The 15,551-nt window shown below is 71.9% G+C and carries 13 protein-coding genes; 9 read left to right on the plus strand and 4 right to left on the minus strand.

What is annotated here, in order from left to right:
* The first annotated feature begins 88 nt into the window (after positions 1–88).
* Positions 89–913: a purine-nucleoside phosphorylase gene (locus ABS735_RS32085; RefSeq protein ID WP_373901624.1), complete on the plus strand. Its 825-nt coding sequence runs from the start codon at positions 89–91 to the stop codon at positions 911–913.
* A 624-nt stretch (positions 914–1,537) separates the two neighbouring features.
* Entirely contained in the window at positions 1,538–3,190 is a 1,653-nt protein-coding gene (locus ABS735_RS32090) for a phospho-sugar mutase (protein WP_373901623.1), read from the plus strand.
* Positions 3,191–3,355: 165 nt separating this feature from the next.
* Here the strand turns inward: ABS735_RS32090 and ABS735_RS32095 are convergent, their stop codons facing one another.
* Positions 3,356–4,087, minus strand: a complete 732-nt coding sequence (locus ABS735_RS32095; protein WP_373901622.1) for a PH domain-containing protein — start codon at positions 4,085–4,087, stop codon at positions 3,356–3,358.
* 114 nt (positions 4,088–4,201) lie between these two features.
* Here ABS735_RS32095 and deoC point away from each other — a divergent pair, with 114 nt between their 5' ends.
* From deoC to ABS735_RS32110, 3 genes are read left to right on the plus strand one after another with little or no spacing between them, the layout of a single operon-like run.
* On the plus strand, positions 4,202–5,185 hold the full coding sequence (gene deoC, locus ABS735_RS32100) for a deoxyribose-phosphate aldolase (RefSeq protein WP_373901621.1): 984 nt from the start codon (positions 4,202–4,204) through the stop codon (positions 5,183–5,185).
* A gap of 5 nt (positions 5,186–5,190) precedes the next feature.
* Positions 5,191–6,645 carry an aldehyde dehydrogenase family protein gene (locus ABS735_RS32105; RefSeq protein WP_373901620.1) on the plus strand — a complete coding sequence of 485 codons (1,455 nt, stop codon included), beginning with the start codon at positions 5,191–5,193 and terminating at the stop codon, positions 6,643–6,645.
* The gene (locus ABS735_RS32110) at positions 6,638–7,531 is read left to right on the plus strand and encodes an aldehyde dehydrogenase family protein (RefSeq protein WP_373901619.1); all 894 of its coding nucleotides are present in this window, start codon (positions 6,638–6,640) and stop codon (positions 7,529–7,531) included. The genes ABS735_RS32105 and ABS735_RS32110 overlap by 8 nt, the downstream gene beginning before the upstream one ends.
* A gap of 125 nt (positions 7,532–7,656) precedes the next feature.
* On the opposite strand, the gene ABS735_RS32115 is transcribed toward ABS735_RS32110, so the two are convergent.
* Both ABS735_RS32115 and ABS735_RS32120 read right to left on the minus strand, forming a co-directional pair.
* Positions 7,657–9,726, minus strand: a complete 2,070-nt coding sequence (locus tag ABS735_RS32115) for a bifunctional serine/threonine-protein kinase/glutamate ABC transporter substrate-binding protein (protein WP_373901618.1) — start codon at positions 9,724–9,726, stop codon at positions 7,657–7,659.
* Between the two features lie 194 nt (positions 9,727–9,920).
* Complete coding sequence (locus ABS735_RS32120; protein WP_373901617.1) at positions 9,921–10,325, minus strand: hypothetical protein; 405 nt, start codon at positions 10,323–10,325, stop codon at positions 9,921–9,923.
* A 192-nt stretch (positions 10,326–10,517) separates the two neighbouring features.
* Here ABS735_RS32120 and ABS735_RS32125 point away from each other — a divergent pair, with 192 nt between their 5' ends.
* Positions 10,518–11,120 (plus strand): uridine kinase, encoded by a 603-nt coding sequence (locus ABS735_RS32125; protein WP_373901647.1) that lies wholly within the window; start codon positions 10,518–10,520, stop codon positions 11,118–11,120.
* 224 nt (positions 11,121–11,344) lie between these two features.
* Here ABS735_RS32125 and ABS735_RS32130 read toward each other — a convergent pair whose 3' ends face one another.
* Positions 11,345–12,115 (minus strand): SigE family RNA polymerase sigma factor, encoded by a 771-nt coding sequence (locus ABS735_RS32130; protein WP_373901616.1) that lies wholly within the window; start codon positions 12,113–12,115, stop codon positions 11,345–11,347.
* 240 nt (positions 12,116–12,355) lie between these two features.
* On the opposite strand from ABS735_RS32130, the gene afsQ1 reads away from it, so the two are divergent.
* From afsQ1 to ABS735_RS32145, 3 genes are read left to right on the plus strand one after another with little or no spacing between them, the layout of a single operon-like run.
* Positions 12,356–13,033 (plus strand): two-component system response regulator AfsQ1, encoded by a 678-nt coding sequence (gene afsQ1 / locus ABS735_RS32135; RefSeq protein ID WP_003974066.1) that lies wholly within the window; start codon positions 12,356–12,358, stop codon positions 13,031–13,033.
* Positions 13,030–14,640: an ATP-binding protein gene (locus ABS735_RS32140; protein ID WP_373901615.1), complete on the plus strand. Its 1,611-nt coding sequence runs from the start codon at positions 13,030–13,032 to the stop codon at positions 14,638–14,640. Before afsQ1 ends, ABS735_RS32140 begins: the two co-directional genes overlap by 4 nt.
* Positions 14,640–15,251 (plus strand): hypothetical protein, encoded by a 612-nt coding sequence (locus ABS735_RS32145; RefSeq protein ID WP_373901614.1) that lies wholly within the window; start codon positions 14,640–14,642, stop codon positions 15,249–15,251. The genes ABS735_RS32140 and ABS735_RS32145 overlap by 1 nt, the downstream gene beginning before the upstream one ends.
* Positions 15,252–15,551 lie beyond the last annotated feature (300 nt).

Below are 15,551 nucleotides of genomic sequence, written 5' to 3' on the forward strand. Positions count from 1 at the left end.
CCCCTGTCGAAACCTCCAACCCAACAATCACCATCCCGTGACCTCCGCCATCTACGCGCGTAGCCACAAACCGGCTACCCTCTTCGGCGTGAACGCATCTCTTCTTCCGGACGACATCCAGGGCGACCCCTACGCTGCCGCCGACGCCGCCGCGGCCCGCCTGCGCGAACTCACCGGCGCCGAGACCCACGACGTCGCCCTCGTGATGGGCTCCGGCTGGGCACCGGCCGTGGACGCACTGGGCGCCCCCGAGGCCGATCTCCAGGTCACCGACCTGCCGGGCTTCCCCAAGCCCGCAGTGGAGGGGCACGGCGGCAAGGTCCGCTCGTACTCCATCGGCGACAAGCGGGCGCTGGTCTTCCTGGGCCGCACCCACTACTACGAGGGCCACGGCGTGGCCGCCGTCTCCCACGGTGTCCGCACCGCCGTGGCGGCCGGCGCCAAGACGATCATCCTGACCAACGGCTGCGGCGGCCTGCGCGAGGGCATGCGCCCCGGCCAGCCCGTCCTGATCAGCGACCACATCAACCTCACCGCCACCTCCCCCATCGTCGGCGCCAATTTCGTCGACCTCACGGACCTCTACTCCCCCCGCCTGCGCGCGCTGTGCAAGGAGGTCGACGCCACGCTGGAGGAGGGCGTCTACGCCCAGTTCCCCGGCCCGCACTACGAGACCCCGGCCGAGATCCGCATGGCCCGCGTCATCGGGGCGGACCTGGTGGGCATGTCCACGGTCCTCGAGGCGATCGCGGCCCGCGAGGCCGGCGCGGAGGTGCTGGGCATCTCCCTGGTCACCAACCTCGCCGCGGGCATGACGGGCGAGCCCCTCAACCACGAGGAGGTCCTCCAGGCGGGCCGCGACTCCGCCACGCGGATGGGGACCCTGCTGACACAGGTGCTGGGCCGGCTGTAGCAGGCGGTCAGTGCTCCGGCGTTGCCCGGTGCCCGGCGGGTGGCCCGCGTGACCCGGCGTTCTCTTGGCACCCGGCGTGGGTGTGGGCGCGGGGTGGGTCGCGCGGCCCGGCGCTACGGGGTGCCGCTGCGCCCACCCTCCCCCACTCTCGGCTTCGCTCGAGCGGGGGGACCCCCATCGCCCCAGCGGCACGACTGCCCGCAGCTGGGGCGGCATGCGACTGCCCGCAGCGACGGGACGACGGCGGGGAGCCGCGTACGGCGGGACGGGGCAGCGACGGTGGGCGGCCGGCAGCCGCGTACGGCGAGAAGGGGACGTGTCGGGGGGTGTCCGCCCGCAGCGGTTGGCGCGTCAACGCGGTTCACTTCTGTGGCCGACCGATTCCGCGCCGTTCCGAGGACGGACACCCCCCGGCGCGGCCCCGACCCCCAGACAACGCACCGCGCTACGCGCACCCCCACCGAACCCGCACAGGCGCCGCAGGCACCCCGCACCCCCACCACCGCCGGAGGCACCCGCACAGGCCGCCGCAGGCACCGCACCGCCCCCACCGGCAGAGGCACCCGCCCAGGCGCCGCAGGCACCCCGCACCACACACCACCGACACCCGAGAGGCTGACCGACGTGCAAGACGTGAACGACGACGACCTCCTCGCACGAGCCAAGGCATGGCTGGCCGAGGACCCCGACGCGGACACCCGCGCGGAACTCGCCCGCCTCATCGACGCCGGGGACCACGCCGAGCTCACCGCACGCTTCTCCGGCACCCTCCAGTTCGGCACCGCGGGCCTCCGCGGCGAACTCGGCGCCGGCCCGATGCGCATGAACCGCTCGGTCGTCATCCGTGCCGCCGCCGGCCTCGCCGCGTACCTGAAGAAGCAGGGCCACACCGACGGCCTGGTCGTCGTCGGCTACGACGCCCGCCACAAGTCCGAGGACTTCGCCCGCGACACCGCGGCCGTCATGACCGGCGCCGGCCTCAGGGCAGCCGTACTCCCCCGCCCTCTCCCCACCCCCGTCCTCGCCTTCGCGATCCGGCACCTCGGCGCCGTCGCCGGAGTGGAGGTCACCGCCAGCCACAACCCGCCCCGCGACAACGGCTACAAGGTGTACCTCGGCGACGGCTCCCAGATCGTGCCCCCCGCCGACGCCGAGATCGCCGCGGAGATCGACGCCGTACGCTCCCTCCACGACGTCCCCCGCCCCGAATCCGGCTGGCAGACCCTCGGTGACGACGTCCTCGACGCCTACCTCACCCGCACGGACGCCGTCCTCGCCCCCGGCTCCCCCCGCACCGCCCGCACCGTCTACACCGCGATGCACGGCGTCGGCAAGGACACCCTCCTCGCCGCCTTCGCCCGGGCCGACTTCCCGCGGCCCATCCTCGTCACCGAGCAGGCCGACCCCGACCCGGACTTCCCCACCGTCGCCTTCCCCAACCCGGAAGAGCCCGGCGCGATGGACCTCGCCTTCGCGAAGGCCCGCGAGTCCGCCCCCGACCTGGTCATCGCCAACGACCCGGACGCGGACCGCCTGGCGGTGGCCGTACCCGACCCCGCGGACGCCGCCGGCTGGCGCATGCTCCGGGGCGACGAGGTCGGCGCCCTCCTCGCCGCCCACCTGGTCACCCGCGGAGCGCACGGCACGTTCGCGGAGTCGATCGTGTCGTCCTCCCTCCTCGGCCGCATCGCCGCGAAGGCGAACGTCCCCCACGTCGAGACCCTCACCGGCTTCAAGTGGATCGCCCGCGTGGAGAACATCCGCTACGGCTACGAGGAGGCCCTGGGCTACTGCGTCGACCCGGAGGGCGTCCGCGACAAGGACGGCATCACCGCGGCCCTCCTGATCACGGAACTGGCCTCGGCCCTGAAGGAAGCCGGCCGCACCCTCCTCGACCTCCTCGACGACATCGCGGTGGAGCACGGCCTGCACGCCACCGACCAGCTCTCGGTCCGCGTGGAGGACCTCTCCCTCATCGCCGCCGCGATGCACCGCCTGCGCGAGCAGCCCCCGACGAGCCTCGCCGGCCTGCCCGTCACGAAGGCGGAGGACCTCACCCGGGGCACGGACACGCTCCCGCCCACGGACGGCCTGCGCTACACGCTCGACGGCGCCCGGGTGATCGTCCGTCCGAGCGGCACGGAGCCCAAGCTGAAGTGCTACCTGGAAGTGGTCGTCCCGGTCGCCGCGCACGCCGGCCTCCCGGCGGCCCGGGCGAAGGCGACGGACCTGCTGACGTCACTCAAGCGCGACCTGTCGACGGCAGCCGGCATCTGACCGCCCCAGGGGGCCCGCAAGGGCCCCCTAGGGCACCACCCACCGAGACGGGCCACCCACCGGGACAGCCCACCCACCGGACAGGCCACCCACCGAGACAGGCCACCCACCGGGACGGCCCACCCACCAGATCGGGTCACCCAGCCGAACGCCCCACGGGCCGACTCACCCGACCCCGAGCAGCACCGCCAGCGCCACCGCCCCGGCCACCACCGGCACGACGATCTCGTACGCCCACCGCACCGTCACCTCGCCCTTGGAGGTCGCGGCGTCCTTCCGCGCCTCGCGCAGCTCACGCAACTCGTCCATGATCCTGTCGGCCTGGGCCCGCACCGGCCCGTCCGTCCCCACGGCAGTGGCCCCGGCACCGCGGGTCCGCGAACCGCCCTGGCCCGCGCCCATGCCCGCACCCATGCCCATGCCGCCGAACACACCACCGCGCCTCCGGCCGCCACCGGCACCACCGACGGCCCGCCGGTCCTCCTGCCGCGCGGCCTTCTTGCGCCCCCGCAGCGACACGGGAATGGACCACAGCTGGTACTTGGCGCCGCCCTCGGCGAAGACCTCGTTGGAGTAGGCGGACCGGAACGAATCGACCTGACTCCAGGGGAGCACGATCACGCGGAACGGATTGCGCACCCGCAGTCGGTCGTCGTTCGCGAAGACGGCGGGCCGCACGGTGTAGGCGGCGACGAGCGGCACGAGGAAGACCAGCGCGGCAAGCGCCTTCCAGCGGGTGCTCCCCTCGCCCGCGACCAGGGCGTCGATGCCGAGCCACAGCGCGAGGGCGAGCACCAGCACGCCCCCGGCCATGCCTGCGGGCGAGCGGTAGATCCGGTCCTTGGACACGGGTGCCGACGGCTGCGGCGAGGGTGACTGGGGCTCCGGCGTCGTCATGCAGCCGATTGTGCCCGACAGCCCGGCCGACGCTCACAGGCGGTGCCGGTCCACCGAACCAGCCCCCGGGACTGTACAGACCGCTACGCGCGTAGATATGCTCACCTGGTGACCATGCCCACCACTGCACCCGCCGCACAGGGCCCCGCGAACGGCCCCGCACACGGACTCGCCGACGTCACCGCGTCCGACAGCACGCTGCGCCGCTTCCTCCACGGGCTGCCCGGCGTCGACACGGTCGGCCTGGAGGCGCGCGCCGCCTCGCTCGGCACCCGTTCCATCAAGACCACCGCGAAGGCGTACGCCCTCGACCTCGCCATCTCGATGGTCGACCTGACGACGCTGGAAGGCGCGGACACCCCCGGCAAGGTCCGGGCGCTCGGCGCGAAGGCGGTCCGCCCCGACCCGACCGACCGCACGGCCCCGGCGACGGCGGCCGTCTGCGTCTACCCCGACATGGTGCCCACCGCGAAGGAGGCGGTGGCCGGCTCCGGCGTGAAGGTCGCCTCCGTGGCCACGGCCTTCCCGGCCGGCCGCGCCTCGCTGGCCGTCAAGCTGGCCGACGTGCGCGAGGCCGTGACGGCGGGCGCGGACGAGGTCGACATGGTCATCGACCGTGGCGCGTTCCTCGCGGGGCACTACATGAAGGTGTACGACGAGATCATCGCCGTACGCGAGGCCTGCGGAACGGCCGCCCGCCTCAAGGTCATCTTCGAGACCGGCGAGCTGTCGACGTACGACAACATCCGCCGCGCCAGCTGGCTCGGCATGCTGGCCGGGGCGGACTTCATCAAGACCTCGACCGGCAAGGTCGCGGTCAACGCCACGCCCTCCAACACCCTCCTGATGCTGGAGGCGGTCCGCGACTTCCGCGCGCAGACCGGCGTCCAGGTCGGCGTGAAGCCGGCCGGCGGCATCCGCACCGCGAAGGACGCGATCAAGTTCCTGGTCCTGGTCAACGAGACCGCGGGCGAGGACTGGCTGGACAACCACTGGTTCCGCTTCGGCGCCTCCTCGCTGCTCAACGACCTGCTGATGCAGCGCCAGAAGCTGGCCACCGGCCGTTACTCCGGCCCCGACTACGTGACGGTGGACTGATCACCATGGCATCTGCATCTGCATCTGCATCCGCATTCGAGTACGCACCGGCGCCCGAGTCCCGCGCGGTCGTCGACATCGCGCCGTCGTACGGCCTGTTCATCGACGGCGAGTTCACGGAGGCGGCCGACGGCAAGGTCTTCAAGACCGTCTCTCCCGCCACCGAGGAGGTCCTCTCCGAGGTCGCCGAAGCGGGCGAGGCGGACGTCGACCGTGCCGTCAAGGCCGCCCGCAAGGCCTTCGAGAAGTGGTCGGCGCTGCCCGGCGCGGAGCGCGCGAAGTACCTCTTCCGCATCGCCCGCATCATCCAGGAACGCAGCCGCGAGCTGGCCGTCCTGGAGACCCTGGACAACGGCAAGCCGATCCGGGAGACCCGGGACGCGGACCTCCCCCTGGTGGCGGCGCACTTCTTCTACTACGCGGGCTGGGCCGACAAGCTCGACCACGCCGGCTACGGCGCGAACCCGCGCCCGCTGGGCGTGGCGGGCCAGGTCATCCCCTGGAACTTCCCGCTCCTGATGCTGGCGTGGAAGATCGCCCCGGCGCTGGCCACCGGCAACACGGTGGTCCTGAAGCCCGCCGAGACGACCCCGCTCTCCGCCCTGTTCTTCGCGGACATCTGCCGCCAGGCCGGGCTCCCCAAGGGTGTCGTCAACATCGTCACCGGTGACGGCCGCGCCGGCGCCGCGCTGACCGCCCACCCCGACGTGAACAAGGTCGCCTTCACCGGCTCCACGGCCGTCGGCAAGCAGATCGCGCGCACGGTGGCGGGCACCCGCAAGAAGCTCACGCTCGAGCTGGGCGGCAAGGGCGCCAACATCGTCTTCGACGACGCCCCGATCGACCAGGCCGTCGAGGGCATCGTCAACGGCATCTTCTTCAACCAGGGCCAGGTCTGCTGCGCGGGCTCCCGCCTGCTGGTCCAGGAGTCGATCCACGACGAGCTGCTCGACTCCCTCAAGCGCCGCCTGTCCACGCTCCGCCTGGGCGACCCGCTGGACAAGAACACCGACATCGGCGCGATCAACTCCGCCGAGCAGCTGGCCCGTATCACCGCCCTCGCGGACCAGGGCGAGGCGGAGGGCGCCGAACGCTGGTCCCCGGCCTGCGAACTCCCCTCCTCCGGCTACTGGTTCGCCCCGACGCTCTTCACGAACGTCACCCAGGCGCACACCATCGCCCGCGACGAGATCTTCGGCCCGGTCCTGTCCGTGCTGACCTTCCGCACGCCGGACGAGGCGGTCGCCAAGGCCAACAACACCCCGTACGGCCTGTCGGCGGGCATCTGGACGGAGAAGGGCTCGCGCATCCTGGCGGTCGCGAACAAGCTCCGTGCGGGCGTGATCTGGTCCAACACGTTCAACAAGTTCGACCCGACGTCGCCGTTCGGCGGCTACAAGGAGTCGGGCTTCGGCCGCGAGGGCGGCCGCCACGGCCTGGAGGCTTACCTCGATGTCTGAGCGACTCAGCGTGCTGAAGACCTACAAGCTGTACGTCGGCGGGAAGTTCCCGCGTTCCGAGAGCGGCCGGGTGTACGAGGTGAGCGACTCGAAGAACAGGTGGCTGGCGAACGCCCCCCTCTCCTCCCGCAAGGACGCCCGTGACGCGGTGGTCGCCGCGCGCAAGGCGTTCGGCGGCTGGTCCGGCGCGACGGCGTACAACCGCGGTCAGATCCTCTACCGCATCGCCGAGATGCTGGAGGGCCGGCGCGACCAGTACGTCGCGGAGGTCGCCGACGCCGAGGGCCTGTCGAAGTCGAAGGCGGCGGCGCAGGTCGACGCCGCGATCGACCGCTGGGTCTGGTACGCGGGCTGGACCGACAAGATCGCCCAGGTGGTCGGCGGCGGCAACCCGGTGGCGGGCCCCTTCTTCAACCTCTCCTCCCCGGAGCCGACCGGCGTCGTCGCCGTCCTGGCCCCGCAGGAGTCGTCCTTCCTGGGCCTGGTCTCCGTCGTCGCCCCGGTCATCGCGACGGGCAACACGGCGGTCGTGGTGGCCTCGGAGAAGTCCCCCCTCCCCGCCCTCTCCCTGGGCGAGGTCCTGGCCACCTCCGACCTCCCCGGCGGCGTGGTCAACGTCCTCTCCGGCCGTACGGCGGAGATCGCCGCCCCGCTCGCCGCCCACCAGGACGTCAACGCGATCGATCTCGCGGGCGCCGGCGAGACGCTGGCCAAGGAGCTGGAGATCGCGGCGGCCGACAACCTGAAGCGCGTCCTGCGTCCACAGCCTGTGGACGACGTCGACTGGTCGGCGACGCCGGGCACCGAGCGCATGACGGCGTTCCTGGAGACGAAGACGGTCTGGCACCCGACGGGCGCGCTGGGCGCGTCCGGCTCGTCGTACTGACCGACTCCACCGTCACTCGACGCCGACGCCGACGCCGACGCCGACGGGCCGCGGCTCCTCTCCGTCCGGAGGAGCCGCGGCCTTCTCCATCCCACCCCCGCGACCATCACGTTGCCGAAGAGACCTCACTCACCCGAGCACGGCATCAGCTCCGGTTTGCTCGGCGCCGTCTTCCGTCCCGTCAGCGGGGACAGGTCCTTCATGTACATTTCCGACCACTCTTTTCCGGCCAGGATCTCCTGGAGTCCGGAGCACACCTTGCTCTTCAGGAGAGAGTCGCCCTTCCGCATCGCCACCCCGTAGGGTTCCGTGCCCGCGCCGCTGGGCAGCAATTTCAAATGCGCCGGATCGTTCTGGGCATACCCGGCGAGAAGAACGTCGTCCGAGGCGACCGCGTACACGCTCGAGTGCTTGTCCAGCAGTCTTTCCACGCACTCCTTGTAGGTGTCGGGCTGCCACTTCCCCGTGGTGTAGCCGTCCTCCTTCAGCCTGTCCGCGTACGTGGAATCCCGCGCCGTGCACACCTCGACATGGTTCCTCTTCACGTCGATGGCCTCGTTGAGGTCGTATTTCGCGGAGTTCTTGCGTACGAGGAGGCTGCTGCCCGCCTTGTAGTAGGGGCCGACGAAATTGATGCCGTCCTTCTTCTCGCGGGCGGGTGTCATGCTGTAAGAGGCGATGACCAGGTCCACTTCCCCGTTCTTCAGCTTGCTCGCCCGGTTGGCCGTGGTCACCCCGTAGAAGTCGACTTGTTCCTTGCCGTAACCCAATTTATCGGCGAGGGCATAGGCGATGTCGACGTCGAATCCGCTCCACACGCGGGTGTCCTTGTTGTAGAAGCTCAGACCGGGCTGATCTTCCTTGGCACCGATCGTCAGCCTTTTCTTGGCGTTCTTCCACTGCTCCCACGCCTTCTCCGTGTCACTCCCGGCGGATCCCGCGCCCTGTGCCCCGGAGGCGTCGTCCTGCCTGCCCCCGGAGCCGCCCTGCGAGATGACCCAGCCTCCCCCGGCCAGCAGAGCGACACACGCCGCGGCCGCCGCCACCTTCCAGCCCCGGAACCGGCCGCTGCCCGCGCGCGACGCCGCAGGGGGCGACTCGGAAGGAACGGCTTCGGAGGAGGCGGCGGGTGCCGATACGGCCACCGCCGGCGCCGGTCGTGAGGCGGGCGGCGTGGGCCGGGCCGTGGGCGGGTGAGCGGGTGTCGCGACGCGGGCGGGGGCCGGCGTGCCCGGGTCCGCGAGGACTTCCCGGAGCATCTCCTCCGCCGAAGCCGCGTCCAGGCGCCGGTCCGGGTCCGTGACCAGCAACCCCTGGATGACGGGGCCGAGGGGGCCGGCGTACCGGAGAACGGGGTCGGGCGACTGCTGGATGTTCGCCTGCACCTCCCAGACCTCGCTGCCGCCGAAGGGCAGGCGTCCCTCGACCATCTCGTACAGGGTGACTCCCAACGCCCACAGGTCGGAGGCGGACGTGGGGCCGCGGGAGGCGGGGGCGAAGAGCTCGGGCGCCAGGTAGGGGGGTGTGCCGATGATGCCGCCGTGCCGGGTGACCCGGTCCGCACCCTCGAAGGTGGCGATGCCGAAGTCCACCAGCACCACCTGGCCGCCGTCCCGCACCAGTACGTTGCCCGGCTTGACGTCGCGGTGCAGGACCGACGCCTCGTGGACCGCCCGCAGGCCCTGGGCCATCTGGAGACCGGTGTCCGCGGCCCTGGGCACGCCGAGGACCCGGTCGCGGCTCAACAAGTCGGCCAGCGACCGCCCTTCCAGCAGCTTCATCACGATCCAGACCTGGTCGGCGGTCTCGATCTGGTCGTGGACCGTCACCACGTTCTGGTGCTCGATCTTGGCGAGGGCCTCCGCCTCCCGACGGGCCCGCTGCATCGCCGCCTTCTGCGTGTCCGGGGTCATGGCCCTGCGGTCGAGGAGCCCCTTCACGGCGACGAACCGGCGCAGCCGCCTGTCGTGGGCCTTCCAGACCTCGCCCATCCCGCCACTGCCGATGGGCTCCAGCAGCTCGTAGCGGCCCTCGATCACAGTGTGGGGGCCGGAAGGAGCACCGTGCGAGGGGGTCTCCGTCCGCTCCCGCGCCGCGCCCGAGTCGGGCATCCCGGGTTGGTCGACCGGCCGTCGGTCCTCGGGCTGCCCGTCAGTGCCGCCGTCGGCCCTGTTGAATCCGTCGTCGTTGTGCACGCGGCCCCCTTGCACCTCTTGCCCGAAAGGTGGATCACCACAGATTAGACGGCCGCCGGGCCGGTCTGCGGAAGACAACCGGGCGCCCACACACGCCTCTCCGGGCTTGAGCGCCGCCGGCTTCTCGGGGTCGAGGCATCAAAGGGCCGCGACCTCCTGCACGGAGGTCGCGGCCCGACGTGCGGCGGACTGCGTCAGCGCAGCAGCTCCGTCGCCTGGCCCAGCACCGGGACGCTGCCCAGGGACTGGGCCTGGGCGACCGGCCCCGTCAGGGCCGTCGAGGTCAGGGGCTGGAAGTCGGCGACCTTCGTGCCGACGCCGTTGTCCAGCGGGTCGACGCCGGTGCCGGCCAGCGGGTTGGGCTTGAGGTCGGCGACCGGGCCGGTGACGTAGCCGACGATGCCGGTCACCGCCTGCACGCCCGCCTGCGGGTCGATGTTGCCCAGCGAGGTGGGGCGGGTGTGGGCCAGGCCGGCGATCGTTTCACCGCTGTCCGCGGAAGCCGTCGCCGCTCCTGCTGCCAGGGCGGCCCCGGCGGTCGCGAGGGCGACCAGGGCGCGCTGTGCGTGCGGTGTGCGGGGGGACGCGTGTCGGGCCATCGCTGCTGCCACCTCTTGGTGTGGATTGCTACGGACTGCCCTGATAACAGCGCACACCGTGATCAGGTCACCGCACAGCGCAATCGAGATGTGACGCGTGCTGCAAAGTCCACCCGCGGGGTCGTACAGCGGTCGTTCGATGCCTCAGACTGGTGTCCCGTGAGCTCCCATCCGCCCATACCGACGCGAGTCGTGCTGCTCTGCGGCCCCTCCGGCTCCGGCAAGTCCCTCCTCGCCGCGCACTCCGGTCTCCCTGTGCTGCGCCTCGACGACTTCTACAAGGAGGGCACCGACCCGACGCTGCCGACGGTGCCACAGAGCTCCGACATCGACTGGGACCACCCCGCGTCGTGGGACGCGGACGCGGCGGTCGCCGCCATCGGGGAGCTGTGCCGCACGGGGCGTACCGACGTGCCCGTCTACGACCTCTCGCTGAGTGCCCGCACCGGCGAGGAGACGGTCGACATCGGGCGGACCCCGCTGTTCCTCGCGGAAGGCATCTTCGCCGCGGAACTGGTGGACCGCTGCCGGGAACTGGGTGTGCTGGCCGACGCGCTGTGCCTGAGCCGGGGCCCGTTGACGACCTCCCGCCGCCGGTTCCTGCGGGACCTGCGCGAGGGCCGCAAATCCGTGCCGTTCCTGCTGCGCAGGGGCTGGCGGCTGATGCGGCAGGAGCGGTCGGTCGTCGCCCGGCAGACGGCTCTGGGTGCCCACGCCTGCGACCGGGACGAGGCGATGGGCCGCCTGGCCGCCGCGGCGGCGGGCCGGTCCGCCACGGCCCGTACGGCGGCGTGAAGCCGCGGCCGTGTCCGTGGCCGCACACGCGGAAGCGGGACTGGACGGACCCCCCGGCCCTCCAGTCCCGCTCCCTTCCATTCCCCCGTGGGTCCCCCGTGGATCCCCCGTGATCCCCGTTCCCCCGTTGTTCCCCCGTGGTGCTTCCCCGTGAGTAAGAGCCCGGGTCCCTCCCCCTGATACACCCCAGCTCGAACTTTTTTCACGGGCCCCGCCCCCTGCCTTCAGGCGACCAGTTCGCCGAAGGCGTCCTCACGGTCACGGCCGAAGCTGAGGACCTCGTCCTCGCGCAGCCGGCGGAGCGACCGCCAGATGCTGGACTTCACCGTGCCGACGCTGATGTCGAGGATGTCCGCGATCTCCGGGTCCGTACGGCCCTCGTAGTAGCGCAGGACCAGCATGGTGCGCTGGAGTTCGGGGAGCCGGGCCAGCGCCTGCCACAGAACCGTGCGCAGTTCGGTGCCGCGCATCGCGTCCATGTCGCCGGGCGTCTCCGGCAGTTCCTCGGTCGGGTACTCGTTGAGCTTGCGGCGCCGCCAGGCGCTGATGTGCAGGTTGGTCATGGTGCGGCGGAGGTATCCGCCGACCGCCGCCTTGTCACTGATCCGGTCCCACGCCCGGTAGGTCGAGAACAGCGCGCTCTGCAGCAGGTCCTCGGCCTCGAAGCGGTCGCCGGTGAGGTGATAGGCGGTCGCGTACAGGGAGGAGCGGCGCTCCTGCACGTAGGCGGTGAACTCCGCCTCCGACAGGGAACGGCGCTCCCCCTGGTCCTCCCCGTACGCGGATCCCCCGTGCGTCTCCCCCCGGACCCCCGTGTTCCCCGTTTCCCCCGTGTGCGCGTCGACCACCGCCATGTACGCGGTGTGCTGACGCCCGGCGCCGCGAGCGCACCCCCGCCCGCTCACGGCACCGGACTTCTCGGAACACCGGTGTGCGTGCACGTCGTGCAGACGCGTGACCACTGCGCTGGTGTTGGTGCCCTTCAGCGTGTTCATCTCGCGCCCCCCGTCGTGGACTTCCGGTGTTCGGTCTGCCGTACTGCGACTTGCTGTGTTGCTTGTGACGAAAAGCTTGCCCCGGCGACTTCATGGCCGTGTCCGCCGACTGTCACAGAGCTGTCACAGGGGTCCGTCACGGTCGCACCACCGTTCCTTCACAGGGTCCGGCGGCATGGCCGGGGCCCCATCCGCACCCACAGGTCGAACACCCACCCCCTCATGGGCCAGAATGAGCACGTGCCTTCCCTGTTGCTGATCGAGGACGACGACGCCATCCGCACGGCCCTGGAGCTCTCCCTGACCCGCCAGGGCCACCGGGTGGCCACCGCTGCCAGTGGTGAGGACGGTCTGAAGCTGTTGCGCGAGCAGCGGCCGGACCTGATCGTGCTGGACGTGATGCTGCCCGGCATCGACGGCTTCGAGGTGTGCCGTCGCATCCGGCGCACCGACCAGCTGCCGATCATCCTGCTGACCGCGCGCAACGACGACATCGACGTGGTCGTCGGTCTCGAGTCGGGCGCCGACGACTACGTCGTCAAACCCGTCCAGGGCCGGGTGCTCGACGCCCGGATCCGGGCCGTACTGCGGCGCGGGGAACGGGAGTCCACCGACTCGGCGAGCTTCGGCAGCCTGGTCATCGACCGCTCGGCGATGACCGTGACGAAGAACGGCGAGGACCTCCAGCTGACGCCGACCGAGCTGCGGCTGCTGCTCGAACTGAGCCGGCGGCCCGGGCAGGCGCTGTCCCGGCAGCAGTTGCTTCGGCTGGTGTGGGAGCACGACTACCTCGGTGACTCCCGGCTGGTGGACGCGTGCGTCCAGCGGCTGCGCGCCAAGGTCGAGGACGTGCCGTCGTCCCCGACCCTGATCCGTACCGTCCGGGGTGTCGGCTACCGGCTGGATCCGCCTCAGTGACCAAGGAACACCAGGGGGGTACCCGCGGCCTGGCCGCGGCTCGCAAGGGAGTCTGGTCCTGGCTGCGCTTCACCAGCCTGCGCCTGAGGCTGGTCCTCGTCTTCGGTCTGGTCGCGCTCACCGCCGCCGTGTCCGCGTCCGGCATCGCGTACTGGCTGAACCGGGAGGCGGTGCTCACCCGTACCCAGGACGCCGTGCTGCGCGACTTCGAGCAGGAGATGCAGAACCGGGCGGGCGCGCTGCCCGAGCACCCCACACAGGACGAGTTGCAGCACACCGCGGGTCAGATGGCCAACAGCAGCCAGCGGTTCGGCGTGCTGCTGGTGGCCGAGGACGCCGACGGCGGCGCCGTGTACGGCAGTTCGGGCGGTCTGGGCGGCTTCGCGCTGGCCGACGTGCCCGAGTCGCTGCGCACGGCGGTGAACAAGGAGCAGAAGGTCACCTCGGCCAACAAGCACCCGTACCACCTGTACTGGCAGCGGATCACCGACGACGGCACCCCGTACCTGGTGGCCGGCACCAAGGTGATCGGCGGCGGCCCGACCGGCTACATGCTCAAGTCGCTGGAACCGGAGGCGAAGGACCTGAACTCGCTCGCCTGGTCGCTGGGGATCGCCACCGCACTCGCCCTGCTCGGCTCCGCGCTGCTCGCGCAGGCCCTGGCGACGACCGTGCTGAAGCCGGTGCACCGGCTCGGGGTCGCGGCGCGGCGCCTGGGCGAGGGGAAGCTGGACACCCGGCTGCGCGTGTCCGGCACCGACGAACTGGCCGATCTGTCCCGGACGTTCAACAGCGCCGCCGAGAACCTGGAGAAGCGGGTCGCGGACATGGCCGGCCGGGAGCAGGCCTCCCGGCGCTTCGTCGCGGACATGAGCCATGAGCTGCGTACGCCGCTGACGGCGCTCACCGCGGTGACGGAGGTGCTGGAGGAGGAGCTGGAGTTCGCGGGCGAGGGCGAGGGCGGGAGCTTCGACCCGATGGTCGAGCCCGCCGTACGGCTGGTGGTGAGCGAGACGCGGCGGCTGAACGACCTGGTGGAGAACCTGATGGAGGTCACCCGCTTCGACGCGGGCACCGCCCGGCTGGTCCTGGACGACGTCGATGTCGCCGACCAGATCACCGCCTGCATCGACGCCCGCGCCTGGCTGGACGCCGTCGAGCTGGACGCCGAGCGCGGCATCCACGCCCGCCTCGACCCGCGCCGCCTGGACGTCATCCTCGCCAACCTGATCGGCAACGCGCTCAAGCACGGCGGATCGCCGGTGCGGGTGTCCGTGTCGCGGGCGGACGACGAGGTCGTCATCCGGGTGCGGGACAACGGCCCCGGCATCCCCGAGGACGTTCTGCCGCACGTCTTCGACCGCTTCTACAAGGCGAGCGCCTCCCGGCCGCGTTCCGAGGGCAGCGGGCTCGGCCTGTCCATCGCCATGGAGAACGCGCACATCCACGGCGGCGAGATCACCGCCGAGAACGCCCCGGAGGGCGGTGCGGTCTTCACGCTGCGGCTGCCGCAGGACCCGTCCCCGCCCGCCGACGAGGACGCCGAGGACACGGCGGGAGCCGCGGGCGACGGGAGCAAGGGCAAGGACGCGAAGGGACAGGTCTGATGACCGTACGCCGTCTGCCGGCCCTCTCCGGGCTCGTGGTACTGGCCGTGCTGCTGACCGGGTGCGGCATCCGCGCCACCGAGGTGCCCACGGACTACGGCCCCGCGCCCTCACGGGTGCGTTGTTCGCTCTCCGAGCCGGACGTGTCGACGCGGGCCACGCCCGGGCTGCCGGCGCAGGTGTTCCTGCTGTGCGGCTCCTCGCTGGTGGCCGTGGACCGCACGGTACGGGTGCCGGACGGCGCGTCGGACTCCGGGCGGCGCGTGCTGGTGGCCCAGGGGCTGCTGAACGAGCTGGCGGCGCAGCCTTCGGCCGCGGAGAAGGAGGCCGGGTACACGTCGGACGTGCGCCGCGGGGTCACCGTGACGGGACCGCGCTCCGGGGACCCCGAGGACACGCTGCGGCTGAGCACCGATCCCGACGACCTCACCTCGTACGCCCTCGCCCAGGTCGTGTGCACCTTCTCCGACTCCGCCGCGGCCGAGGGCAACGGCTCCGTCATCCTGGCCGGCCCCGCCGACCGGTCCGCCCGCCGCTACACCTGCACGGACGAGGTCCGGGCCCGGCCGGGCAGCTACGAACCGCCGGCCGACGAGGTCACGGACGGCTGACGATCGGGCCGACGGTGCGCCCCGGCGCGGGGCGCATGCCACGCGGGGCACGCCGCCGCGGGGCACGTACCGCCGTGGGCCACGCGCCGCCATGGAACGCGTGTCGCCATGGGGGACACGCCGCCGTGGGGCGCGTGTCGCCATGGGGGACACGCCGCCGTGGGGCGCGTGCCGCGATGGGTGACACGCCGCCGTGGGGCGCGTGCCGCGATGGGTGACACGCCGCCCATGGGACGCGTGCCACCGCGAGGCACGCGCCGCAGTGAGGGGCATGCCGCCGCGAGGCACGCGCCGCAGTGG

Origin of the sequence: Streptomyces sp. MMCC 100 (genome assembly GCF_041538145.2) — a bacterium.
Lineage (GTDB): Bacteria > Actinomycetota > Actinomycetes > Streptomycetales > Streptomycetaceae > Streptomyces.